At 64.3% G+C, this 22,369-nt stretch carries 18 protein-coding genes and 1 pseudogene; 12 read left to right on the forward strand and 7 right to left on the reverse strand.

The genetic code is table 11. From position 1 onward, the window contains the following. Window positions 1–92: 92 nt before the first annotated feature. Window positions 93–1,208, reverse strand: coding sequence for a branched-chain amino acid ABC transporter substrate-binding protein (locus LOY51_RS06190; RefSeq protein ID WP_125462913.1), 1,116 nt, complete (start codon window positions 1,206–1,208; stop codon window positions 93–95). Window positions 1,209–1,566: 358 nt separating this feature from the next. Here LOY51_RS06190 and LOY51_RS06195 point away from each other — a divergent pair, with 358 nt between their 5' ends. After that, window positions 1,567–1,872, forward strand: a complete 306-nt coding sequence (locus LOY51_RS06195) for a DUF2288 domain-containing protein (protein ID WP_125462914.1) — start codon at window positions 1,567–1,569, stop codon at window positions 1,870–1,872. A gap of 408 nt (window positions 1,873–2,280) precedes the next feature. On the opposite strand, the pseudogene LOY51_RS06200 reads toward LOY51_RS06195, so the two are convergent. Then, window positions 2,281–4,463: pseudogene (locus LOY51_RS06200) on the reverse strand (hypothetical protein). A 202-nt stretch (window positions 4,464–4,665) separates the two neighbouring features. Between LOY51_RS06200 and LOY51_RS06205 the strand changes: the two are divergent. After that, entirely contained in the window at window positions 4,666–5,553 is an 888-nt protein-coding gene (locus tag LOY51_RS06205) for an NAD(P)-dependent oxidoreductase (protein ID WP_258645233.1), read from the forward strand. Here the strand turns inward: LOY51_RS06205 and LOY51_RS06210 are convergent. Together LOY51_RS06210 and rapA are read right to left on the reverse strand one after the other, a co-directional pair. Next, entirely contained in the window at window positions 5,453–7,717 is a 2,265-nt protein-coding gene (locus LOY51_RS06210) for a putative bifunctional diguanylate cyclase/phosphodiesterase (protein WP_258645235.1), read from the reverse strand. The two genes, LOY51_RS06205 and LOY51_RS06210, sit on opposite strands and share 101 nt — an antisense overlap. 267 nt (window positions 7,718–7,984) lie before the next feature. Next, window positions 7,985–10,831: an RNA polymerase-associated protein RapA gene (gene rapA, locus LOY51_RS06215; protein WP_258645237.1), complete on the reverse strand. Its 2,847-nt coding sequence runs from the start codon at window positions 10,829–10,831 to the stop codon at window positions 7,985–7,987. A 127-nt stretch (window positions 10,832–10,958) separates the two neighbouring features. Here rapA and LOY51_RS06220 point away from each other — a divergent pair, with 127 nt between their 5' ends. The 7 genes from LOY51_RS06220 (at window position 10,959) to LOY51_RS06245 (ending at window position 15,865) form a co-directional block, all read left to right on the forward strand. Then, window positions 10,959–11,654 (forward strand): M949_RS01915 family surface polysaccharide biosynthesis protein, encoded by a 696-nt coding sequence (locus LOY51_RS06220; protein WP_125462920.1) that lies wholly within the window; start codon window positions 10,959–10,961, stop codon window positions 11,652–11,654. Window positions 11,655–11,762: 108 nt separating this feature from the next. Further along, window positions 11,763–12,089 (forward strand): aspartate-semialdehyde dehydrogenase, encoded by a 327-nt coding sequence (locus LOY51_RS06225; RefSeq protein WP_125857678.1) that lies wholly within the window; start codon window positions 11,763–11,765, stop codon window positions 12,087–12,089. A gap of 87 nt (window positions 12,090–12,176) precedes the next feature. Next, the gene (locus tag LOY51_RS06230; protein ID WP_167409876.1) at window positions 12,177–12,338 is read left to right on the forward strand and encodes a hypothetical protein; all 162 of its coding nucleotides are present in this window, start codon (window positions 12,177–12,179) and stop codon (window positions 12,336–12,338) included. 135 nt (window positions 12,339–12,473) lie between these two features. Then, the gene (gene ccoM, locus LOY51_RS26955; protein ID WP_279630498.1) at window positions 12,474–12,590 is read left to right on the forward strand and encodes a cytochrome c oxidase subunit CcoM; all 117 of its coding nucleotides are present in this window, start codon (window positions 12,474–12,476) and stop codon (window positions 12,588–12,590) included. A 212-nt stretch (window positions 12,591–12,802) separates the two neighbouring features. After that, entirely contained in the window at window positions 12,803–14,791 is a 1,989-nt protein-coding gene (locus tag LOY51_RS06235; RefSeq protein ID WP_258645240.1) for an FUSC family protein, read from the forward strand. Next, window positions 14,778–14,984, forward strand: a complete 207-nt coding sequence (locus LOY51_RS06240) for a DUF1656 domain-containing protein (RefSeq protein WP_125857680.1) — start codon at window positions 14,778–14,780, stop codon at window positions 14,982–14,984. The genes LOY51_RS06235 and LOY51_RS06240 overlap by 14 nt, the downstream gene beginning before the upstream one ends. 11 nt (window positions 14,985–14,995) lie before the next feature. After that, window positions 14,996–15,865 (forward strand): efflux RND transporter periplasmic adaptor subunit, encoded by an 870-nt coding sequence (locus LOY51_RS06245; protein ID WP_125462923.1) that lies wholly within the window; start codon window positions 14,996–14,998, stop codon window positions 15,863–15,865. 94 nt (window positions 15,866–15,959) lie between these two features. Here the strand turns inward: LOY51_RS06245 and LOY51_RS06250 are convergent, their stop codons facing one another. Then, a complete protein-coding gene (locus LOY51_RS06250) occupies window positions 15,960–16,688 on the reverse strand; it encodes an SDR family oxidoreductase (protein WP_125857681.1) in 729 nt (242 codons plus the stop codon). Between the two features lie 101 nt (window positions 16,689–16,789). Here LOY51_RS06250 and LOY51_RS06255 point away from each other — a divergent pair, with 101 nt between their 5' ends. After that, entirely contained in the window at window positions 16,790–17,569 is a 780-nt protein-coding gene (locus tag LOY51_RS06255; protein WP_258645245.1) for a LysR family transcriptional regulator, read from the forward strand. On the opposite strand, the gene LOY51_RS06260 is transcribed toward LOY51_RS06255, so the two are convergent. After that, window positions 17,566–18,324 carry an SDR family NAD(P)-dependent oxidoreductase gene (locus tag LOY51_RS06260; RefSeq protein ID WP_125857683.1) on the reverse strand — a complete coding sequence of 253 codons (759 nt, stop codon included), beginning with the start codon at window positions 18,322–18,324 and terminating at the stop codon, window positions 17,566–17,568. The genes LOY51_RS06255 and LOY51_RS06260 overlap by 4 nt on opposite strands. Window positions 18,325–18,439: 115 nt before the next feature. On the opposite strand from LOY51_RS06260, the gene LOY51_RS06265 reads away from it, so the two are divergent. Both LOY51_RS06265 and LOY51_RS06270 read left to right on the forward strand, forming a co-directional pair. After that, a complete protein-coding gene (locus LOY51_RS06265; protein ID WP_125857684.1) occupies window positions 18,440–19,351 on the forward strand; it encodes a LysR family transcriptional regulator in 912 nt (303 codons plus the stop codon). A gap of 104 nt (window positions 19,352–19,455) precedes the next feature. Next, window positions 19,456–19,776, forward strand: coding sequence for a DUF2025 family protein (locus tag LOY51_RS06270; protein WP_125857685.1), 321 nt, complete (start codon window positions 19,456–19,458; stop codon window positions 19,774–19,776). 7 nt (window positions 19,777–19,783) lie between these two features. Here the strand turns inward: LOY51_RS06270 and LOY51_RS06275 are convergent, their stop codons facing one another. Continuing rightward, entirely contained in the window at window positions 19,784–22,366 is a 2,583-nt protein-coding gene (locus tag LOY51_RS06275; RefSeq protein ID WP_125857686.1) for a bifunctional diguanylate cyclase/phosphodiesterase, read from the reverse strand. Between the last annotated feature and the right edge of the window lie 3 nt (window positions 22,367–22,369).

Here is a 22,369-nt window from a genome sequence, read left to right on the forward strand (position 1 = left end):
CCCCGGATCGCGGGAATCAGGCCCATAGAACCTCGTAAAACAAAGCCCACTGCTCGCACAGTGGGCTTCTCGGTCAGCTATTAGTCACGCAGTTACTGAGGAGAGACTTCGGTCTTCGGCTTGCCGAAGTGCCATTCGTACACCACGAACTTGAAGTCTTTCAGGTCGCCTTTCTCGTCGTAGGACAGCTCGCCGGTCGGGGTCTTGAACTTGCCGGCGTGGATGGCGGCAGCCACCTTGTCGGTGTCTTCGGACTTGGCGGCCTTGATGCCTTCGGCAATCAGCTCGACGGCCGAGTAGGCCGGGAATACGAACGGGCCGCTCGGGTCCTTGCCGTCAGCCTTGATGGCGTCGACGATGGCCTTGTTAGCCGGGTCCTGGTCGAAGGACTTCGGCAGGGTCACCAGCAGGCCTTCGGAGGCGTTCTGGGCGATCTGCGAGATGGAGTCGTTACCCACGCCTTCCGGGCCCATGAACTTGGCTTTCAGGCCCTTTTCCTGTGCCTGGCGCAGGATCAGGCCCAGCTCTGGGTGGTAGCCGCCGTAGTAGACGAAGTCGACGTTGTTCTGCTTGAGCTTCTGGATGATCGAGGAGAAGTCCTTGTCACCGGCGTTCAGGCCTTCGAAGACGGCAACCTTGGTGCCTTTCTTCTCGAGGGTCTGCTTGACCGCGGTGGCGATGCCTTCACCGTACTGCTGCTTGTCGTGCAGTACCGCGACCACTTTCGGTTTGACGTGGTCGGCGATGTAGTTGCCGGCGGCCGGGCCCTGGGCGCTGTCCAGGCCGATGGTGCGGAAGATCAGCTTGTAGCCACGGGCGGTGATTTCCGGGGAGGTGGCGGCCGGGGTGATCATGATCACGCCTTCGTCTTCGTAGATGTCGGACGCAGGCTGGGTGGAGCTGGAGCACAGGTGGCCGATCACGAACTTGACGCCGTCGTTGACCACTTTGTTGGCGACTGCAACGGCCTGTTTAGGGTCGCACGCGTCGTCGTATTCCTTGGCTTCGAGCATCTTGCCATCGACGCCGCCCTTGGCGTTGATGTCCTTGATGGCCTGTTTGGCGCCGATGAACTGCATGTCGCCGTATTGGGTGACCGGACCGGTCTTGGGGCCGGCGATACCGATCTTGATGGTATCGGCGGCAAACGAATGGCTGGCAACCCCGGCCAGAACCATTGCGGCGAACAGCTTGGAAATCTTGATCATAGTGCTCCACTCATTCTGTTGTAATTCTTATAGTCCTGGAGGCCAGGCCTACAGACCGGACGGGATTTGCGGCTGGCTACGCCTAACCGCAACCCCACCTTCCCCCGGAACATGTCCCGGAACTGTACCGGTACAGTGTAGAGCGCTGCCCGAGCGCTTGAAAAGCGGGCGAAAAGCGTCTGTTTCCGGGGGTGTCGCCTGATCGACATAAAGATACAGAAAAGCGCCATCACTTTGCCTGCACTCTCGGCCCGCCCCACAAGTTCGCGCCGAATCGACCAAATTACGTATTTGAAACCGGGTTTTTCTGCAAAAATGCCGGCCTTTTTTCTTGGCCGATTTATGCGCAGGTAAACCCATGACTGATCAAGTAAGCACCCTCTATGCCAAATTGCTCGGCGAGACCGCTGCCATCGAGTGGAAAGCCCTGGAACGTTTCTGGGCCAAGGGTGACCTGATTTGGGTCGACCCCAGCCTCGACCTGATCGTCGTTGCCGAGGCAATGGCCGAGAATCGCAGCGAGATCTTCGCCAAGTGGCGCAGTGATGGCACTGTGGCGGCGCTGTCCGCGGAGCAGGCGCTCGACCTGCAAACCCGCGATCCAGAGATCTGGGCGGTGGTCGTTTCGCCGTTCATCGTGATTCAGGAAAAGAAAGCGGAATAAGCACGCGCTTTTTTAGTGCGCAAAATCGCACAGACGCCTCGCGATGGTGCGCGTTGACGCTCACGTAAGGTGGAAGTAAGTAACAGTGGCGGGATGATTCGGCGGGGCGGTAACAGTTTACGGCATGCGTAAATGGGGCTGCTTCGCAGGCTTTGCCAGCTCGTACAGTAACAGTGCTCTATTCAAGGCATGTGCGGTCGCTGTGGGAGCGGGTTTACCCGCGAAGCACGCAACGCGGTGTCTGGCACCAGCTTCGCTGGTGTTCGCGGGTAAACCCGCTCCCACATGTACTGCACGACAGCTGTATGAGCGCCCCGGCAAGGCCGCTCACACAGTTGGACAGTTGCTCCCACAGAGGCCTGCAAAAATACTCTGCAGGCCCATGGAAAGTGGGCGCCCCGCGTGTAATCAGTAATCCACGCGCCCGGTATGGGTGTTCAACGAGATCACGCGGGTCTTGCCGATGCGGTGACGGTAGATCTCGCGCAGGTACTTCACCGCCTTCTTCACGCATTCGCGCGACAGGCGGATATCGTTGATCGAAACGAAGCGGCTCTTGTCGTTGATCAGCTCGCGGTACTTCTTCTCGTACATCGGCTTGATCGCATACCAGTTGGTGTCGAGGATCTTCGCCGGGTTCTCGAACTCGTTGAGCAGGTCGTCGATACGGTCCTCGTCGAAGTGCTCGCTGGTGATGAATTCGAGGATGGCGTTGTCCATGGTGTCGTCGAAACGGTACGGATTGCGCGCGAAGCAACGCTTGATGAACGCCACGATCAGGGTCAGGAAGTCGTCCGACAGGCACGGGCTCTTGGCGATCAGCGTGGTCAGCGACAGGTTGGCCGAAGCACCGATCACCAGCGCATAGCGCTTGAGCGTGGTGTTGGGGAACAGGCTGTTGAGGTGGGTCTTGAGCCGGTTCAGGTCCATGTACGACAGCTTGTAGTCCTTGGGCAGGGAGACGATCGACACCACCGACGAGCAGTTCTTGAAGAAGTGCAGGTCGTGCAGCGCCGCGGCGTCATAGCCCGAGGCCTGGTATTGCTCCAGTGCCGCGCGATAACGGCTCGACTCGATCGGCAGCAGGCTGATGCCTTCGATGGCCTGGGTCTGCTTGTTGAAGTGCGGCAGGTCGATGGAGCGGAAGAACAGGTCGTCGATATCCAGCCGCGGCTGCTCGCGCTCGAATACCTTGAACTTTTCCGACCCGGCCGGGGGATTTCCGGCACCACCGATTCGGCGTAGGCGATGGCCACGGGGCCGGCCAGGCTCATGAACAGGTCGTTGGCATCCAGGCGGATGGTTTCGCCGATGTCGATGCCGGCGCGGCGGAAGTAGTTCTGGTCGTAGTCGGTGGTCACCGCCTGCGCCGTGAGGATGTTGAAGATCTGCTGGGAGATGTACTGGTTGGCGTGTTTCTCCATGGCGTTGACGTCGATGTTCTGGATCGTGCCGTCATCGCTTTCTTCGGCGTAGCGCATGATGTCGTTGGAGATCAGCATCATCGCGTTCCACGGGCGGATGCGGCCCATGACGCTGGCTTCGCTGCTGTCTTCGTTATCGAAGTTGTACGAGAAGTCCCATTCTTCCGAAAGATATTTGCACAGCAGGCGCCCGGCGTTGATGTGCAGGGCCTCGGACATCTCGCTGCGGTGGTCGGAGGCGTTGGGCAGCACGCAGATGCCACTGGTGAAGATCGGTTCGAAGACGAACGAATGCCCGCTCTTGCCGTCGTTCTCGTCGGCCGGCTTGGTGTCGAAGGTCTTGTTCATGTACGAGTACTGCTGGGCCAGGCCGAATTCCGAGGCCATGCCCGAGCCGGTGCCGCCGCCAGCGCTGAAGATGTAGAAATACAGGCGCGACTGGTTTGCCTTGATGCCACAGGAGTCGATCAGGTACGAGTGGATCAGCTTCCAGTCGGCGCTGGAGAAGCGCTGGGTATCCTTGTTGAGGATGATCTTGGCCAGGTACTGGCCGAGGATCGGCGCGTTACCGGCGCCACCGGCATGCACCTCGGACAGGTCCATGATCTTCATCTTGCTATAGTCGCGCAGGAAACCGCCGCGCTCGCCCTTGCGCGAGAAGCGGATGCGCCCGGCGATGTCCTTGTCCAGGTCGCCCAGCATCACCAGCGGCTCGACTAGGAATACCGGCTTCACGCCCTTGTTCTGTACCAGGCGCAGGTTCTGGCGGATCCAGCGCGCGGGGCTGTAACCGCCTTCGCCCTTGTGGCGATCCTCGTTGTTGAATTCATTGAGGAAGAAGGTGCGGGCGTTGTACACAAGCTCCGCCACGTCCAACGCAATGTTCGAGCCGCAACGGCCCAGGCCGATCAGGCACACCGACGGGAACTGCTGTTCGAGGCGCAGTTGGTCTTCGTCTTCCACGTGCAGGTTGCGCGGGAATACCAGGTCGCGCAGGCCGTCGAGGTTGTCGAGGATGCGCTGGATGTCCTGTTCGGTGAAGTAGAGGTACTGCTGCGCCGGGGTGCTGCGCGCCGCCGGCAGGTCTCGAGCACCGCTTGCGGTCAGCGAAGCGGGAAGGAGCGTCGACTCGGGGACCGCATTGGCAGAAGTGTTCGTAGAGGTCATAGTGCGCCGTTTGCCTGGGAGTGTGGGCTTCCCGGTGAAGCATGTCATAACGCTATCACGGAGAAATATCGCGACTTTATCAGTGCGTCTTTTTCTTGTGCGATCGGGGATTTCCCTAGCCCCTACATGGTTTTTTGCGAATCGCACCTGCACTGCATCGTCCGTTCGTCACGCTTCTTTAATCTTCTGTCTGGAGTTGCTCATGAGTAGTGCGTTGCCTTCGCTGGGTTTTGCCGGGATCGGCCTGATGGGTCTGCCGATGTGTCGTCGCCTGTTGGCGGCCGGCTATCCGCTGACAGTGTGGAACCGTAGCCCGGACAAATGCGCCGAGCTGGTGGCCGCGGGTGCCCGCCTGGCCGCCAGCCCTGCCGAGCTGTGCCAGGACACCGATGTGGTGCTGTTGTGCCTGGCCGACACTGCGGTGGTGCGCGAAGTGGTGTTCGGTGAGCAGGGCGTCGCCAAGGGGGGGCGCAGCGGCCAGTTGCTGGTGGACTTCTCCAGCCTTGAGCCCACCGCCACGCGGGAGATGGCCGCGGAGCTGGCGGCCCTGTGCGGCATGGCCTGGCTGGATGCACCGGTGTCCGGCGGCACTCCAGGCGCCGAGGCCGGCACCCTGGCGATCATGGTCGGTGGCGAGGCGGATGACCTGGAGCGCGTTCGCCCGGTGTTGCTGACCCTCGGTCAGCGGGTGACGCACATGGGTGGGGTAGGGGCAGGGCAGGTGACCAAGGCGTGCAACCAGATGATCGTCGCCTGCAATGCGCTGGTGATCGCCGAGGTCGTGGCGCTGGCCGAACAGTCAGGGGTGGATGCGCGGCTGATCGCCGAAGCCCTGGCCGGTGGTTTCGCCGACTCGAAACCCTTGCAGATCCTTGCACCGCAAATGGCCGAGAGCCGTTTCGAACCGATCAAGTGGCATGTGCGCACCCTGCTCAAGGACCTGGATACCGCCGTTGGATTCTCCCGCGAGCAGGGCTCGGCGACGCCGCTCAGTGGCCTCGCCGCGCAATTGATGCGTTTGCATGGAAGCCAGGGTTATCTGCAAAAAGATCCGGCGACCCTGGTAGAGCTGTATCGCAGCAAGGGCTGAGTACGCGGGCCTGGCGATCGAGCCGTTCGAGCACCGGGCGCAGCTCGGTCAGGGGGATCGGGCGGCTGAGCAGGTAGCCCTGCAGGTAGTCGCAGCCATGGGCGGCGAGGAACGCGCGCTGCTCTGGCGTCTCGACGCCCTCGGTCACCACCTCCAGGTGCAGGGTATGCGCCATCATGATGATCGCCTGGACGATTTCGCGGTCTTTCTGGTTGCCCGGCACGTCCTGAACGAACGAGCGATCGATCTTCAGCACGTCCAGCGGCAGGCGCTTGAGGTAGGCCAGCGATGAATAACCCGTGCCGAAATCGTCGATCGACAGGGCCACGCCCTGGGCGCGGATGCGCTTGAGCAGGTTGACGGTGTGCTGGATGTCGCCCATCAGGGCGTTTTCGGTGACCTCCAGCTCCAGTTGACGGGCGGCCAGGCCGGCCTGGAACAACGCCAGTTCGACTTCGGTGGCGAGCTCTTCGCGGCCGAGGGTGAGGGCCGAGCAGTTCACCGTAACCTTGAGCTCGTCATGGCCCTGGCGACCGAGCTGGGCCAGGTCTGCGCAGGCCCGGCGCAGCACCCACAGGTCCAGCTCGGCGATCAGCCCGTTGGCCTCGGCAATACCGATGAAACGGTCGGGGCCGAGCAGGCCATGTTGCGGGTGCTGCCAGCGCACCAGGGCTTCGAGCTTGGCCACCCGGCCGCTGCGCAGGTCGAAGATCGGCTGGTAGTGCACGCACAACCCGCGTTCTTCGAACAGTGCCACGCGCAGTTCCTCTTCCAGTTGCAGCTCCAGGGTGGCGCGGGTCTTCAGGCCATTGCTGAAGAAGTTCAGGCTGTTGCGCCCGCAGCCTTTGGACTGGTAAAGCGCAAGGTCGGCGTTCTTCAGCAACTCCTCGGTGCTCAGGCCATCGTCGGGGAAGATGCTGATGCCGATACTGGTGGTCATGACCATGCGCCGGCCCGCCAGGTCGATCGGCTCCTTCATGCGCAACATGATGCGCTGCGCCAGGTGACGGGCTTCGTCGCGGTTGTTGAGTGCGGTGACGATGCAGAATTCGTCGCCGCCGAAGCGCGCCACCAGGTCGTGACCACGGGTCGCGGCCTTGATGTGCCCGGCTATCACCTTGAGCAGTTCGTCGCCGGCGGCATGGCCGAGGCTGTCGTTGATGCGCTTGAAGTGGTCGATGTCGAGGAACATCACCGCGAGCATGCTTTCACTGGCGGCATGCTCGGCCAGGCGTTCGGCAAATACCTGGTTGAAACCACGGCGGTTGACCAAGTTGGTCAACGCGTCATAGTGCGCGGCCTGCTGCAGTGATGCGCGGGCTTGGTCGAGCTGGCTGAGCAGCAGGTTCACCCGGCGCAGGTCGTGCTCCTTGCTTTGCAGCTTCTTGTCGGACAGTGCTGCGCTGATGCTGCTGCCGCTGATCAGCAGGGTTATGAAGGCGATGGTCAGTGCCAGTTGCAGGCTGTTGTCGCTGGTGGGCAGGCGCAGGGCGGTCTCGCTGGGGATCACCAGGGTCATGGCGGCCATGCCGGTGAAGTGGGTCACGACAATGCCGCCGGCCATCAGTAGGCTGGCGCCATATTTCATCAGCAGGTGCAAGGTGCCACTGCCGTGGCGGAAGTGCCGGGCCATCAGCAGGGCGACCAGGCTGGTGGCCACGGCGATGGCGATCGATGCCAGCAGCAGGGCCGTCTGGTAGTGCTGCTGGGCACTGGTCTGCAGGGCGGCCATGCCGACGTAGTGCATGGTGCTGATGCCGATGCCGATGAACAGCGCGGTCTGCAGGTAGTGGTGCGGGCGCATTTGCGCACGCTCGAGGCCGTTCATCGCCAGCCAGGCGGCGAGCAGCGCGATCAGCAGGGACAGGCCGGTCAGGGCCGCGTCGTAGTGAATGTCCAGTGGTGCCTGGAAGGCCAGCATGCTGATGAAGTGCATCGCCCAGATACCACCTGCCAGGCAGCAGGCGCCCAGTATTCGCCATTGCCTGCGGGCCAGCCGGTCCTCGCAATGGCTTTGCCGCTCGGCCATGTCGAGGGTGGCGAAACAGGCGGTACTGGCCACGGCAAAGGCTAACAGCACCAGGTAGGGGTTGTGTCGGCAGTCGAGGATGATCTGCCCGGTCGTCGGTAATCCCGAGAACAATTGCAGTCCCAGCCACTCCATTGCAGGCCTCTTCGTCGAGTGCTCTCCGGTCCCCACGACGCGCGGCTGGAGACTGTTCCTGCTGGAGTATAGGAAGCTGTATTTAAGCCTTCCTGATTAATGGCACTTTGATCTCTACCATTTGGATATGAAGGTGATAGCTGGAAGATCTAAATAGATAACGAAGGCTGAAACGATCGCGGGGCAAGTCGCATCGGCGCACCGCCGCTCCCACGTGGGAGCGGCGGTGCGCCGATGCGACTTGCCCCGCGATGACCTCTATGGAGTTCAGCCGGCGACCAGTACCCGGATGGCCTCCAGGCGCAAGGCAGCCTTGTTCAGCGCGGTCATGCCGTCTTCGCGCTGCTGGCGCAGGGCGTCGATTTCGCTGTCGCGCACGCTCGGGTTGACGGCCTTGAGCGCTGTCAGGCGCGCCAGCTCTTCGTCAGCCTCGGCGGCCAGGCGTTGCTGTGCCTGGGCAACCCGCTCCTCATGGACCGGAATGACCTTGGCTTCACCCGCGCTGATGCGCTTGGCCAGGACATCGCGCTGGGCCTGGACGAACTTGTTGGCGCTGGCCTTGGGCACGCTTTCAAGCTGGTCGTTGAGGGTCTCGAAGGCCACGCGCGGGGCCAGGTCGTTGCCATTGGCGTCGAGCAGGCAGCGCAGCGCCGCCGGTGGCAGGTAGCGGCCCATCTGCAGGCTGCGCGGGGCGACCACTTCGCTGACGTAGAGCAGCTCGAGCAGCACGGTGCCGGGCTTGAGCGCCTTGTTCTTGATCAGCGCCACGGCGGTGTTGCCCATCGAGCCGGACAGCACCAGGTCCATGCCGCCCTGCACCATCGGGTGCTCCCAGGTGAGGAACTGCATGTCCTCGCGCGACAGCGCCTGGGCGCGGTCGTAGGTGATGGTCACGCCCTCGTCGTCGCCCAGTGGGAAGCTGGCGTCGAGCATTTTCTCGCTCGGCTTGAGCACCAGGGCGTTCTCGGAATGGTCTTCGCTGTCGATGCCGAAGGCGTCGAACAGGGTTTCCATGTAGATCGGCAGGGCGAACTGGTCGTCCTGCTCGAGGATCGCCTCGACCAGCGCCTGGCCTTCGCCGGCACCGCCGGAGTTGAGCTCCAGCAGACGGTCGCGGCCGGTGTGCAGCTCGGCTTCCAGGCGCTCGCGCTCGGCGCGGGCTTCGCCGACCAGCTTGGTCCAGCCCTTGTCGTCGCCACCGGCCAGTTGCGCCAGCAGGCGCGGGCCGAACTGGTGCTGCAGGGCGTTGCCGGTCGGGCAAGTGTTGAGGAAGGCGTTGAGGCCTTCGTGGTACCACTGGAACAGGCGCTCTTGGGGGCTGTCCTGCAGGTATGGGATGTGCAGTTCGATGGTGTGCTTCTGGCCGATCCGGTCGAGGCGGCCGATGCGTTGCTCGAGCAGGTCCGGGTGCGCCGGCAGGTCGAACATCACCAGGTGGTGGGCGAACTGGAAGTTGCGGCCTTCACTGCCGATCTCGGAGCAGATCAGCACCTGGGCGCCGAACTCTTCGTCGGCGAAGTAGGCGGCGGCGCGGTCGCGCTCGAGGATGCTCATGCCTTCGTGGAAAACCGTGGCCGGGATGCCGGAGCGCACGCGCAGGGCGTCTTCCAGGTCCATGGCGGTTTCGGCGTGGGCGCAGATCACCAGGACCTTGGTGCGCTTGAGCATCTTCAGGGTGTCGATCAGCCAGTCGACGCGCGGGTCGAAGCGCCACCAGCGCTCGTCGTCGCCGGCCTCGCCCTGGGCCTGGAAGGCCACTTCCGGGTACAGCTCGGCACGCTCGCCGGATGGCAGCGCGGCATACGGCTCGGGGTTGGCCAGCGGGTAGGGGTGCAACTGGCGCTCGGGGAAACCCTGGATCGCCGCGCGGGTGTTGCGGAACAGTACGCGGCCAGTGCCGTGACGGTCGAGCAGCTCGCGGATCAGGCGCGCGCTGGCCTGGCTGTCGCCATCGGTAACGGCGGCCAGCAGGGCTTCACCCTCGGCGCCCAGGAAGCCCTGGATAGTGGCGTGGGCTTTCGGCGACAGGCGGCCTTCGTCAAGCAGCTCCTGCACCGCCTCGGCCACCGGGCGATAGTTTTCGCTCTCGGCGCGGAACGCGGCCAGGTCGTGGAAACGGTTGGGGTCGAGCAGGCGCAGGCGGGCGAAGTGGCTGTCCTGGCCGAGTTGTTCAGGGGTGGCGGTAAGCAGCAGCACGGCCGGGACGACCTCGGCCAGTTGCTCGACCAGGGCATATTCGGCGCTGGCCTGTTCTTCGTGCCAGACCAGGTGGTGAGCCTCGTCGACCACCATCAGGTCCCAACCGGCGGCGAACAGCGCGTCCTGGGCCTTTTCATCGTCGACCAGCCATTCCAGGGCGACCAGCGCCAGTTGGGCGTCTTCGAACGGGTTGGTGGCATCGCTTTCGATGAAGCGCTCGGCGTCGAACAGGGCGACCTGCAGGTTGAAGCGGCGGCGCATTTCCACCAGCCACTGGTGCTGGAGGTTCTCCGGTACCAGGATCAGCACCCGGTTGGCGCGGCCGGACAACAGCTGGCGGTGGATCACCAGGCCCGCTTCGATGGTCTTGCCCAGGCCTACTTCGTCGGCCAGCAGCACGCGCGGGGCGATACGGTCGGCCACTTCGCGGGCGATGTGCAACTGGTGGGCGATGGGTTGGGCGCGCACGCCGCCCAGGCCCCACAGCGACGACAGCATCTGTTTGCTGGTGTGCTGCAGGGTGTTGTAGCGCAGGGAGAACCACGACAGCGGGTCGATCTGGCCGGCGAACAGGCGGTCACTGGCCAGGCGGAACTGGATGAAGTTCGACAGCTGGGTCTCGGGCAGCACATGCGCCTGGTTCTGGGCGTCGATGCCGTGATAGATCAGCAGGCCGTCGATGACCTCGACTTCGCGCACGGTCAGCTTCCAGCCTTCGAAGTGGATGATCTGGTCGCCTGGCGAGAAGCGCACGCGGGTCAGCGGCGCGTTGCGTAGCGAGTACTGGCGGGTTTCCCCCGTCGCCGGGTAGAGCACGGTCAACAAGCGACCATCCTCGGCCAGGATGGTCCCAAGTCCGAGCTCTGCTTCGCTGTCGCTGATCCAGCGTTGCCCCGGTTGATACTGCTGCGCCATACTGCCTGAACTCCCGCGATGAAAAAGCCGAGTATGTTAACGGATCGGCTGCGCCAGACCAATGAATGTGAAGAGTCTAGCGCTTTCATCGACGAACACCGTCCCGTCACGAGGGCCAAGCGCCAACATGGCTGCCAAGCACCGCTGGTTGAACCTCTCCCTGGCCATTGGCAGCTTCACGCTGCTGGCCGCCTGTGAACAGAAAACCTTCGAAGTATTGCCGCCGATACCAGTCGAGCAGTTGGAAGTGCTGGGCGTGCAGACCCCGATCAAGAGCGTGCATTTCCATGACCGCGAGGGCGAAGGCCTGCTGGTGCTGAGCCGGGTCGACGGCCAGGCCAGCGACCCGGATACCGAGGAGGAGGTCGATAAGGTGGTGCTCAAGGCCACGCTGTATGGCCGTGCCGCCAGCGCCGAGGTGTTCAAGCCACGCTGGCAGATCGAGCAGGAAACCACCTGCGCCGGTCTGGACCTGGATGTCGACTTCTATACCGATGTCAGTGACGTCAGCGACCTGAACAAGGACGGCGTCGCCGAAGTGACCGTGGCCAGCCACGCGTTCTGCGGTGGTGGCATCGACCCGCACGATATCGCCATCGAGATGCGCGAAGGCCAGGCGGTGTACAGCATTACCGGCCAGTCGCTGATTACCCCGGCCGGAGAAGAACCCTTCGGCGGCGAGCGTGAAGACAGTGCCTCGCTGAAAAACGCCCCGCAGGTGCTGCGCGAGCATATGGACGCGGTCTGGCAGCAGGTCTACAAGCGGCCATGGAGCGAAACCAGCGCGCCACCGGACGACGACCCCGACGGCGACGATCAATAACAGCAGCCCCCAGGCCCATGCGGCGTTGTGATGCGCCGCTCACCTTTGCCCACAGGCGTTCAAGGCGGCGTAGCGCCGGCCGACACAGTGGCTACAGGAGAACATTCCATGCTGCCGCCCATCATTCCGCTCAGCGCCGCCCCGGTGACCTCGCAACAGGACCCGGTCAAGCCGCCGCCGGCCATCCCGCCGGTGGTGCCGACACAACCGGCCGCCGGCGAAGGGGCCATCGACCTCAAGCATCATCGCGACCCGGCCGAACGCGCCCTGCTGATGCGCGAAGAACAACGGCGCCAGCAGCAACAGCGCAACCAGGGGGACGCAGAGCAGCTTGTGGTCGTGCCCGGCGAGGAACTCAACGCCGACAACACCGTGCCCGTGGCGCCGCTGGGCGAACGTACACGCCAGGGGCTGCTGGTGGACATCGAGGTCTGAAGCACACCCAGGTCTTTTGCTGCAAAACCTAGTCAGCGCTCATGCTTGCCTTCATCATGAGTGCCTCTGCTGCCCGTCGAGCCCGCCATGAGCCAAGACAACCTGATCGACTTCGGCGCTGAACGCGCCAAACGAATCCATGACCTCAAAGACAAGCGCCTGAACGACATGCGCCAGGCCTTCGAGCAGGCCATGCCGCTGGCCTCTGGGAAAAAGAAGAAGCCCAAGGGCAAACCCAAGAAGCGCTGAAACTTGATGCAGGTCAACCCTGCACCCGCCTCGCGTGCCCGGCCCCGGGCACCATTGACTCTGGTCAATTTCCCCTCGCCTGCCTTTGGTTACTGTGCACTCATCGGATGACGGCACACCAAGGGAGGGGCCGACATGTTCTTCGACAACGTGGTTATCGCCGGTGTGGTGACGGTCGGGCTGATGTTGGCCTTCTTTGCCGGTCTGGGCATTTTCATCTGGAAGGATGCGAACAAGCGCAAGCAGCGCTGATCCTTCCCGATTCACGAGCACGCAAGGCATTTAGGGCGACTTCGGTCGCCCATTTTTTTTGCCTCGAATTTTCCCGGCTGACCGGTTCGTTCCCCTGTAGGAGCGGGCAAACCATCTAGATGATTAGCTAGCTAATTAATCGTCTGCGCTTTATCCTTCCCCCAGTTGTCTATCGTTCTTCTCATACTGTCTGCTCCCGCAAGGTCCGATTCGTGCCCATCACCTTCCAGGCCCTGTTCGCCCCCAGCAGCCTCGCGCTCAAGTTCGCCATCAAGACCCTGCTTGGCGGTGGCCTGGCGTTGTGGCTGGCGATGCGCTGGGGCCTGGAGCAGCCGGCCTGGGCGTTGATGACTGCGTTCATCGTCGCCCAGCCGCTGTCGGGGATGGTGATCCAGAAGGGCCTGGCACGGTTGGCCGGCACGCTGGTCGGTACCTTCATGTCGGTGGTGTTCATCGGTGTGTTCGCCCAGACGCCCTGGCTGTTCCTGCTGACGCTGGCGCTGTGGCTGGCCCTGTGTACCGCCGCTTCGACCCAGTTGCGCAGCGCCTGGGCCTATGCCTTCGTGCTGGCCGGCTACACCGTGGCGATCATTGCGCTGCCGGCGATCGACCACCCGTTGCAGGTGTTCGACCAGGCGGTGGCGCGTTGTACCGAGATCTGCCTGGGCATCTGTTGCGCCACCGCCAGCAGTGCGCTGATCTGGCCCATGCGGGTCGAGCAGCAACTGGCAGGCCAGGCGCGGCAGGCCTGGCAAAACGGCCTGCAGGCGGCCAGCGCGATGCTGGGCGGCGAGGATGAAGCGCGCAAAGGGTTGCTGGAAAGCCTCGGGCGCATCGTCGCGATCGACGCCCAGCGCGAGCATGCCTGGTTCGAAGGCAGACTCGGTCGCCAGCGGGCCAAGGCGATCCAGGGGCTGAGCCAGAAGCTGATGGTGTTGCTGCGCATCTCGCGCTCGGTGCGCCGGCAGTGGCGCCAGCTCGATGAACTTGAGGCCGGACACCTGGCGCCATGGCTGGATGAGGTGCGCACGCTGCTGGCCAGCCCCGAACAGGCCAGCCTGCTGGTGTTGCGCCAACGGGTGTGGGATGCCGCCCAGGACACGCGGATCAGCTCCGCCGAGCATTACTGCCTGGCACGCCTGGCGTTGCTGCTGGACTACGCCATGGCTGCCACCCAGGCGCTCGCCGATGTGGAGCAGGGCCGGGCACCGAAAGAGCAGGTGCAAAGCCTGGCGGCGCACCGCGACCTGTCCCTGGCCCTGCTGTTCGGCTCGCGCAGTGCCCTGGCGTTCCTGGTGATGAGCAGTTTCTGGCTGGCCACCGCCTGGCCCTCGGCGCCGGGCGGGCTGGTGTTGACTTGTGTGGTCTGCAGCCTGTTCGCCAGCCGCGAGAACGGCGCGCAGATCGGCCTGAGCTTCTTGCGTGGGATCTTGCTGGCGGTGCCGGCGGCGTTCCTGGTCGGGCAGATCCTGCTGCCGCAGTGGAGCAGCTTCGCCATGCTCTGCCTGGGCATGGGCGTACCGCTGTTCCTTGGTGCATTGGGTATGGCCCATCCGCGCACCGGCGCTACCGCCACGTCCTATTGCCTGCACTTCATCGTGCTGGTGGCACCGCTCAATGCCATGCATTTCGATGTGGCGAGCATGCTCAACAGTGCGCTGGCCATGCTGATTGGCGTGAGCGCCGCGGTACTGGCATTCCGCCTGCTGGTGCTGCGTCACCCGGCCTGGCTGGGCCGGCGCTTGCGTGCGGCCACCCAGGGCGACCTGGTGCGCCTGACCCGGCGCGACCTGCGCGGTGCCGACAGTTGGTTTGGCGGGCGCATGGCCGACCGCCTGATGCAGTTGGCGCGGCATGCCAGTGAGTTGCCCCAGACCGAGCGCCAGCGTTGGGACGAGGGCCTGCACAGCCTGGATATCGGCGACGAACTGGTGCACCTGCGTATGTGCCTGGCCGTGGCCCAGGCGCCCTTGGCCAACGCCGAGCGCCAGTACCTGCAGCAACTTGAGGCGGTCCTGGCGAGCGGACCGGCGCCGGGCCGAGGCGCGCGCCTGGATGCCGCCAGCGCAGAATTCATCGAGGCCCTGCAGGGTCAACCGCCCAGCGATGCGCTACGCCTGGCCGAGGGCGCTGTACTGCAGTTGCGCAAGAGCTGGGGCAAATGGTGCCGTTGGCAGGAGGACGCCCATGGGGCTGCGTGAATGGGCGCTGGGTGGCGTGCTGCTCAGCCCGTTTCTGATTTATGTAGTGCTGGCGCTGCTGCTGACCGGGCTGCTGCGCTTTGTTGTGCGGGCCACGCCGCTGGGGCGCTGGATCTGGCACGAGGCGCTGTTCGATACGGCATTGTTCGTTTGTGTCCTGTACCTGGTGGTGCGTTCGCTAGGTCCACTTTAAGGAGTAAGTTCATGCGTACAGCCGTACGTGCTCTGGTCACTTTGTGTGTGGTAATCCTCGCCGTCTTCGCAGGCTTCAAGCTCTGGCAGTACTACATGCTCACCCCCTGGACCCGGGATGCCCGGGTGCGCGCCGATGTGGTGGTGATTGCCCCTGATGTGTCCGGTTGGGTGAGTGCGCTGAAGGTGCAGGATAACCAGCAGGTCAAGGCCGGTGACCTGCTGATGACCATCGACCGCGAGCGCTTCCAGGCTGCCTTCGACCAGGCCTCTGCGGTGGTCGAGACCCGTACCCAGCAAGTGCGCCTGCGTGAGCGCGAAGCCGCGCGCCGCACGGCCCTGGGGCCGGAAGCGATCAGCGCCGAGCTGCGCGAGAACGCCCAGATCAATGCGGCCGTTGCCCGGGGCGAGCTGCACGAGGCCGAGGCCCAGCTGAAGGTGGCGAAGATCAACCTGGCCCGCAGCGAAGTGCGCGCGCCGCGCAGCGGGCACATCACCAACCTGCGCCTGGCCCAGGGTAACTTCGTCACTACCGGGCAATCGGTGATGGCGCTGGTGGACGATGCCACTTTCTATATCCAGGCGTACTTCGAAGAGACCAAGCTGCCGCGCATTCGCGTCGGCGACCCGGTCAAGGTGTGGCTGATGGGGGCGGGTGAGGCGATGAACGGGCATGTGCAGAGCATCAGCCGCGGCATCACCGACCGCAACTCGACGCCTGACGGGCAATTGCTGCCGGAGGTGGAGCCGACCTTCAACTGGGTGAGGTTGGCGCAGCGTATCCCGGTGCGGATACAGCTGGACCAGATCCCCGAGGGGGTGAACCTGAGTGCAGGGATGACCGCAAGCGTGCAGGTGCGTGAGGATCAGGTCGAGCGGTAAACGCATCGGCAGCCATCGCGGGGCAAGCCCGCTCCCACGTGTTCGGTTAAGCCAACACGTGGGAGCGGGCTTGCCCCGCGATGGGCTGCTTGCATCAAGGCTGCTGCGCGGTCGCCGCCAGCACGATCTCGCGAATGCACACCTGCTGCGGCTGTTGGTACGCCCAGAGGATCGCCCCCGCCACATCCTCCGCTGCCAGCACCACGCCGCCCATGTCGTTGGCTTTCCATGCCTGATAATCGCGCTTGATGCCCTCATCGGTGGTATGCCCGAGCAGCTCGGTTTCCACCGCGCCCGGGGCGATGGTCACCACCCGCACGTTGTGCGGCGCCAGTTCTTCGCGCAGGTTCTCCGACAGGCCGTGCACGGCAAACTTGCTGCCGACATAGGCCACATGGTTGGGGAAGGTCTTGCGTCCGGCCACGGAGCTGACGTTGATCAAGGTGCCGTGCCGACGCTCACGCATGCCGCCGACCAGCGCGTGCACGCCGTTGAGCAGGCCTTTGACGTTGATGTCGAACATGCGCTCCCACTGCTCCGGGTCCTGCTCGTGCATTTGCCCCAGCAGCATCACCCCGGCATTGTTCACCAGCGCATCGGCCGGGCCATGCAAGGCTTCGGCCTCGTGTACGGCGGCCACCAGCGCCGCGCGGTCGCGGATATCCACGGCGCGGCACAGGCAGTTGGGCAGGGCCAGCGCCTGCAAGCGCTCCAGGCGCCGGGCGATCAGCAGCAGCGGGTGGCCGGCGGCGGCGAACAGGCGGGCAGTGGCGGCGCCGATGCCGGAACTGGCGCCGGTGATGATGATGAGGGGCTTGTGCATGATGGCCTCCGAGGCATAATCGTTTTCGATGGTCGAAATTCTAGGTAGTGCTGCAAACCTTGAAAAACGGCTTTTTTCTTTGGCTGGCATCGGTTTCAACTATGGATATTCGTCATCTCAAAGCGTTCATCGCGGTGTTCGAGGAGCGCAACATCACTATGGCCGCCCAGCGGCTGTGTGTGGCCCAGCCCACGCTGTCGGTGACCATTCGCCAACTGGAGGATGACCTGGGGGCCGAGCTGTTCGTACGCCAGGCCCGTGGTGTCGAGGTCACCGAGCAGGCCCGTGCACTGTATGCCCAGGCCTGTCGCATGGTGGCCGAGGCCGATGCCCTGCGCCTGCGTTTTCGCCAGGGGCGCGAACAGGTGCCGCTGACGCTGGGGATCGAGGCGGATATCGCGCCGGCCCAGGTCGAGGCTTGCGTGCGCCTGGCCAACCAGGCGGTGGAGCGGCTGCAACTGACCTTGCTCGAAGGTTGCGCCGGCGATGCGCGGCTGGCCGACGAGGAGCAGCGCTGCGAGGACGAGTTGTTCCTGCCGCTGTGGGAGGAGGCTTTCGTGCTGGTGTCGGCCACCGGTAGCCAACCGGATGGGCGCTGGATCAGTTGCCCGCAGCACCCCTCTCACCAACGCCTGATGGCCGCTTATGGCGAAGGCGAGCAGGTGGGGCAGGCCGCTTCGCTGCAACAGGCACTGGCCATGGTGGCTGCAGGCCTGGGCACGGCGTGGCTGCCGCAGTCGTTGGCCGAGCGCCACCCTGGGGTGTATTGGCAGCCTGGCCCCGGGCTGGCGTTGCGCCGCCGGATCGGCCTGTGCCTGACCCGCGAGGCCCTGCGGCTGCCGGCACTGGCCAGCCTGCACCAGGCACTGGGTGGCGGTTAAAGGAACATACCGCCGGAGACTTCCAGGCGTTGCCCGGTGATCCAGCCGTTACCGTCTTCGAGTAGCAACGCGACGGCCGCGCCGATGTCGTCGGGCACTCCGACCCGCCCCAGGGCGGTATTGCCGGCGATGAAGTCGTTGACCTGCGGGTTGTCACGCACCACGCCACCGCCGAAATCGGTCTCGATGGCGCCCGGGGCAAGAATGTTGACGCGAATGCCACGGGCACCCAGTTCCTTGGCCTGGTAGCGGGTCAGCACTTCCATCGCGCCTTTCATCGCCGCATAGGCGGCATAGCCGGGGAGGGCGAAGCGAGTCAGGCCGGTGGAAATGTTGACGATGCGCCCACCATCGGCGAGCAACGGCAGCAAGCGCTGGGTCAGGAAGAACGGGCCCTTGAGCTGGATATTCAGCAGCTGGTCGAACTGTGCTTCGCTGGTGTCGCTGAAGGGGACGTTCAAGCCGATCCCGGCGTTGTTCACCAGGAAGTCCAGCTGCCTGCTGCCGAACTGCTGCTGCAGGGTGTCGCCCAGGCGCTCGACGAAGGCGGCGAAGCTCGAACTGTCACTGACATCCAGTTGCAGCATGGCGGCGCGTACACCGGCTGCTTGCAGGGTGGCAGCCACGGCCTGGGCCTCGTCGGCCTTGCTGTGGTAAGTGCCGATGATGTCGATGCCGCGGGCGGCCAGGTGTTGGGCAGTGTTGCGGCCCAGGCCGCGGCTGGCGCCAGTGATCAGGGCAATCTTGCGAGTCATGTCGGTTACCTCATGGGCGATGGCTGTTACGGACAGGTTATTGATCGGTCGATGGCTGTTAAATCCAGCGAAACCGGAAATACTGTTCGTCTTTTCAGGACAAATGAGGTGGCGGATGAACAAGCTGGAGCTCTTGCGCACATTCGTCCGGGTCAGCGAGCTGAGCAGCTTCACCCTGGCCGGCGACAGCCTGGGGCTGCCGCGTTCGACCGTCTCCGAGCAGGTGCGGGTGTTGGAGCAACTGCTCGGCACGCGCTTGTTCAACCGCACCACGCGCCGGGTGCAGGCCACCCAGGATGGGGTGCTGCTGTACGAGCGCAGCAAGGACCTGCTGTCGGGGATGGACGAGATCGAGAGCCTGTTCCGCGCCGACGATGCCGAGCTTGCCGGCTGCCTGCGCATCGACTTGCCGACCATGATGGCGCGGCGGGTCATCGTGCCGGCCTTGCCACAGTTCCTCGAGCGCTTTCCACGGCTTGAAGTGGAGATCAGTTGTACCGACCGCCAGGTGGATCTGCTGCGCGAGGGCTTTGATTGCGTGATGCGCATCGGTGCCTTGAGCGACCTGGACGTGGTCGCCCGGCCGGTGGGGCAGTTGAGCATGCGCAACTGCGCCAGCCCCGCCTATCTCGAACGCTACGGCGTGCCGCGCAGGCTCGAAGACCTGGCGGGGCACCGGCTGGTCCACTACGTGCGCAGCCTTGGGGCGCGCAGCCAGGGCTTCGAGTACCTGCACGGCGGCGAACTGCGCTTCCAGGCCATGGCCGGGGTGGTGACGGTCAACAACGCCGAGGCCTATTCCGCCGCCTGCCTGGCGGGCCTCGGGCTGATCCAGGTACCGGCGGTGGGCGTTGCCGAGCACCTGCAGCGTGGCGAACTGGTCGCGCTGCTCGAGCAGTGGCAGGCACCGGCCATGCCGGTGTCGCTGCTGTATGCGCGGCAGCGCCATGTGCCGCGGCGGGTCCAGGCGTTCATGAATTGGCTGGCGGCGTTGCTGGCGTCGCAGGTCGATCCGCCGCCGGGCTGAAAATCCCTGGCAATTGCGGTAGGCTGGCCTCCGCGCGTTGCCCGCCAGAGGCAACCGTTCCCGCCCGGCGTGCGTCACTTCCGAATTTTTTGCGAGGTTACGTCATGGCCATCAGTTCCCAGGACATCTGCAACGCCGCCGATCAGCTCAAGGGCTTCGTCGGTTTCCACGGTAAGCGCGGCACCCATATCGTGCGTTTCTCTGAAGACGCCTTCGGCATGGACGTGGCCGACGCCAGCATCACCCCTTGCAGCGAATTCGTCTGGCGGCCCGAAGCCGAACAGCGCATGGCCTTGTGCCGCGAGCGCCTGGCGTTGCTGCTCGACCAGCATGTGGATGACCGGCTGAATATCGGCGAGCCGCTGCGCTTGTACCTGCGGCGCACCGACCTGCCGGAAATCGTTGCCGATCGGCGCCTGCGCTGAGCCCGCCTCAGCCGGCATCGTGGCGCTGCTCATGCCCTGCCAGCAGCGCCTCGAAGCCTTCACGGTCCACCGGGCGGCTCAGGTAGTAGCCCTGCACCTCATGGCAGCGGTCCTTGCCCAGCGCCTTGAGCTGCTGCTCGGTTTCCACGCCTTCGGCGGTGACGGTCAGGCCCATGGCCTTGCCCAGGTTGATGATCGCCTGGACCACGGCGCGGTCATTGCCGCTCTGGTTGTTCAGGCCGGCGATGAAGCGTTTGTCGATCTTGATGCTGTCGAAGGGGTAGGTGCGCAGGTAGCCCAGCGATGAGTAGCCGGTGCCGAAGTCGTCCATGTTCAGGCGCACGCCCAGCTCCTTGAGCGCGAGCATGGTGCCCAGGGCGCCTTCGATGTCGTTGAGCATGACGTTCTCGGTGATCTCCAGCTCCAGGCGCTGGGCCGGGAAACCGGTTTGCAGCAAGGCTTCGCGCACGTCGGCCACCACGTCACTGCGGGAGAACTGTGCCGGGGACAGGTTGACCGATACCAGCAGTTCGTCGGGCCAGTCGCGGGCGGCCCGGCAGGCTTCGCCAAGCACCCAGCGGCCAAGCGGGACGATCAGGTCGCTCTGTTCGGCCAAGGGGATGAAGGTGTCGGGGCCGAGCAGGCCTTCCTGGGGATGCTGCCAGCGCAGCAGCGCCTCGACCGAGACGATGCGCAGGTCGTCCAGGCGATAGCGCGGTTGGTAGTGCAGCACGAATTCGTGCTGTTTGATGGCGCGTCGCAGGTCGTTCTCCAGTTGGCGACGGTACTGGATCTGCTGGTTCATTTCTGGCGAGAAGTAGCGCCAGGTGTTCTTGCCGTCGGCCTTGGCCTGGTACAGGGCGATGTCGGCGCAACGGATCAGCTCGCCGGCATCGAAGCCCTGGGCGCGCGTCTGGGCGATGCCCAGGCTGGCGCCGATGTGCAAGGGCTGTTCGTCGAACAGGATCGGTTGTTGCAGGCGCTCGATCAGGCGGGCGCAGAAGCGGTCGATTTCGTTGCGGTTGTCCAGGCCATGCAGCACCAGGACGAACTCGTCACCGCCCAGGCGGGCCACCAGGTCGTCGTCGCGAGTGGCATCGCGCAAGCGCGCGGCGACTTCCTGCAGTACCGCATCACCAGCGGCATGGCCCAGGGAGTCGTTGATCAGCTTGAAACTGTCCAGGTCGAGCAGCAGCAGGGTCAGGGGAGGGCTGTCATTGCCACGCAGCAGGGCCTGCTCCAGGTGGCGTGAGAGCTTGTTGCGGTTGGCCAGGCCGGTGAGAGCGTCATGCATCGACAGGTGCTGGATGCGTGCATGGGCGGCGACTTCGTCGGTGATGTCGCTGGCGGTGCCGCGAAAGCCGGCGAGGCGGCCGTCGAACAGGATCGAGCGCGCCGAGATCCGGCAATAGCGGCTTTGCCCGTTGGGGTCGTAGTAGGTGCAGCGCAGGTTGGCCATTTGCTGCGGGTCGCTGTCGGTCTGGGTGTCGAGCCAGGGCAGCAGGGGTGTGGTGTCGCAGGACAGCAGTTGGTTGAGGGGCTGGCCGAGCCAGTCTTCGATGCGGTAGCCGGTGACATTGACGAAGCGTTGTGACAGATAAGTCAGGCGGTGATGTCGGTCGGTTTCCCAGATCCAGTCGGATGCGGCTTCGGCGACGGCGCGAAAACGCTGTTCGCTGGCTTCCAGTGCCTGGTTGCTCTGTTGCAGGCGCAACAGGCTCTGGTCGATGGCTCGGGAGCTGCGCAAGGCATGGCGGAACAGGTACAGCAACACCAGGCCCATCACCAGCAGCACGCCAAGCAGCGGTGGCAGGAAGGCCCAGAGCAACTGGCGACCGGGTTGTGGGCTGTTCCAGGCCAGGTGATAGCCGGTGTCGGCAAGGTCGATGTGCGGCTTTTGACGGGCGCCTGCGATATTTTTCTCCAGGCGCATGCCGGCCAGGCCGGCGCCCTCGCCAAGCTGGGTGAGCTTGGCCTCGGTCAACTGGTCGATGAACAGCATCACCGGTGCCTGGCGGACCTCGCCTTCGAGCACGTCCTTGTCTGGGCGTACTGCGGCGGCGCTGAGCACCGCCGGCCAGCCGTTGAAGCGCACGAACTGGGTGATCTGTTCACGGGCCGGCGCTGCGTGGCGCGCTTGTGCGAGGATCGGCGCGAGCGGCGCGTCCAGGTAGGCGGTGGCGGGTGAGTCGGTGGGTTTGCCCTTGAACAGGGCGTAGGTGGTGCCGCCATCCTCGACCACGAACACTCCTTCGTAACCGCTGGCGCTGTATAGCGATTCGCCGACGTTCTTCTCTTCATAGGCCCATTGCCAGTCGACTTTGCCGGCCAGGTGCTCGTAGGCGGCATCCCATACCGCGTAACTGGAGAGGAACTGGCGTGAGGCCAGCAGCCTTTGCTCCAGTGCCTGGGTGGCGTGGAAGCTGCTGCGCTCCTGCTCCTGGCGGTCCAGGGTGGCGGCAATGTTGAACAGGGCGCCAAGGGCTATCAGGCAGGCGAGGCCGAACAGGGCGCAGAAACCGCCGACCAGGCGGCGTACCTGCAGATGAGAGGTGAGGCGGGTGGCAGAGCGGTCGACATTCCTGTCCATGCG

Origin of the sequence: Pseudomonas sichuanensis, assembly GCF_024749065.1 — a bacterium.
Taxonomy (GTDB): Bacteria; Pseudomonadota; Gammaproteobacteria; order Pseudomonadales; family Pseudomonadaceae; genus Aquipseudomonas; species Aquipseudomonas sichuanensis.

Bases quoted from the DNA above. Each gene is read 5' to 3' on its own strand.
- LOY51_RS06240 (WP_125857680.1), top strand. From the start codon at position 14,778: ATGGGGCTGCGTGAATGGGCGCTGGGTGGCGTGCTGCTCAGCCCGTTT.
- LOY51_RS06270 (WP_125857685.1), top strand. From the start codon at position 19,456: ATGGCCATCAGTTCCCAGGACATCTGCAACGCCGCCGATCAGCTCAAG.
- LOY51_RS06260 (WP_125857683.1), bottom strand. From the start codon at position 18,324: ATGACTCGCAAGATTGCCCTGATCACTGGCGCCAGCCGCGGCCTGGGC.
- LOY51_RS06265 (WP_125857684.1), top strand. From the start codon at position 18,440: ATGAACAAGCTGGAGCTCTTGCGCACATTCGTCCGGGTCAGCGAGCTG.
- LOY51_RS06220 (WP_125462920.1), top strand. From the start codon at position 10,959: ATGGCTGCCAAGCACCGCTGGTTGAACCTCTCCCTGGCCATTGGCAGC.
- LOY51_RS06210 (WP_258645235.1), bottom strand. From the start codon at position 7,717: ATGGAGTGGCTGGGACTGCAATTGTTCTCGGGATTACCGACGACCGGG.
- LOY51_RS06255 (WP_258645245.1), top strand. From the start codon at position 16,790: ATGGATATTCGTCATCTCAAAGCGTTCATCGCGGTGTTCGAGGAGCGC.
- LOY51_RS06195 (WP_125462914.1), top strand. From the start codon at position 1,567: ATGACTGATCAAGTAAGCACCCTCTATGCCAAATTGCTCGGCGAGACC.
- LOY51_RS06275 (WP_125857686.1), bottom strand. From the start codon at position 22,366: ATGGACAGGAATGTCGACCGCTCTGCCACCCGCCTCACCTCTCATCTG.
- LOY51_RS06190 (WP_125462913.1), bottom strand. From the start codon at position 1,208: ATGATCAAGATTTCCAAGCTGTTCGCCGCAATGGTTCTGGCCGGGGTT.
- LOY51_RS06230 (WP_167409876.1), top strand. From the start codon at position 12,177: ATGAGCCAAGACAACCTGATCGACTTCGGCGCTGAACGCGCCAAACGA.
- ccoM (WP_279630498.1), top strand. From the start codon at position 12,474: ATGTTCTTCGACAACGTGGTTATCGCCGGTGTGGTGACGGTCGGGCTG.
- LOY51_RS06205 (WP_258645233.1), top strand. From the start codon at position 4,666: ATGAGTAGTGCGTTGCCTTCGCTGGGTTTTGCCGGGATCGGCCTGATG.
- LOY51_RS06250 (WP_125857681.1), bottom strand. From the start codon at position 16,688: ATGCACAAGCCCCTCATCATCATCACCGGCGCCAGTTCCGGCATCGGC.
- LOY51_RS06245 (WP_125462923.1), top strand. From the start codon at position 14,996: ATGCGTACAGCCGTACGTGCTCTGGTCACTTTGTGTGTGGTAATCCTC.
- rapA (WP_258645237.1), bottom strand. From the start codon at position 10,831: ATGGCGCAGCAGTATCAACCGGGGCAACGCTGGATCAGCGACAGCGAA.
- LOY51_RS06225 (WP_125857678.1), top strand. From the start codon at position 11,763: ATGCTGCCGCCCATCATTCCGCTCAGCGCCGCCCCGGTGACCTCGCAA.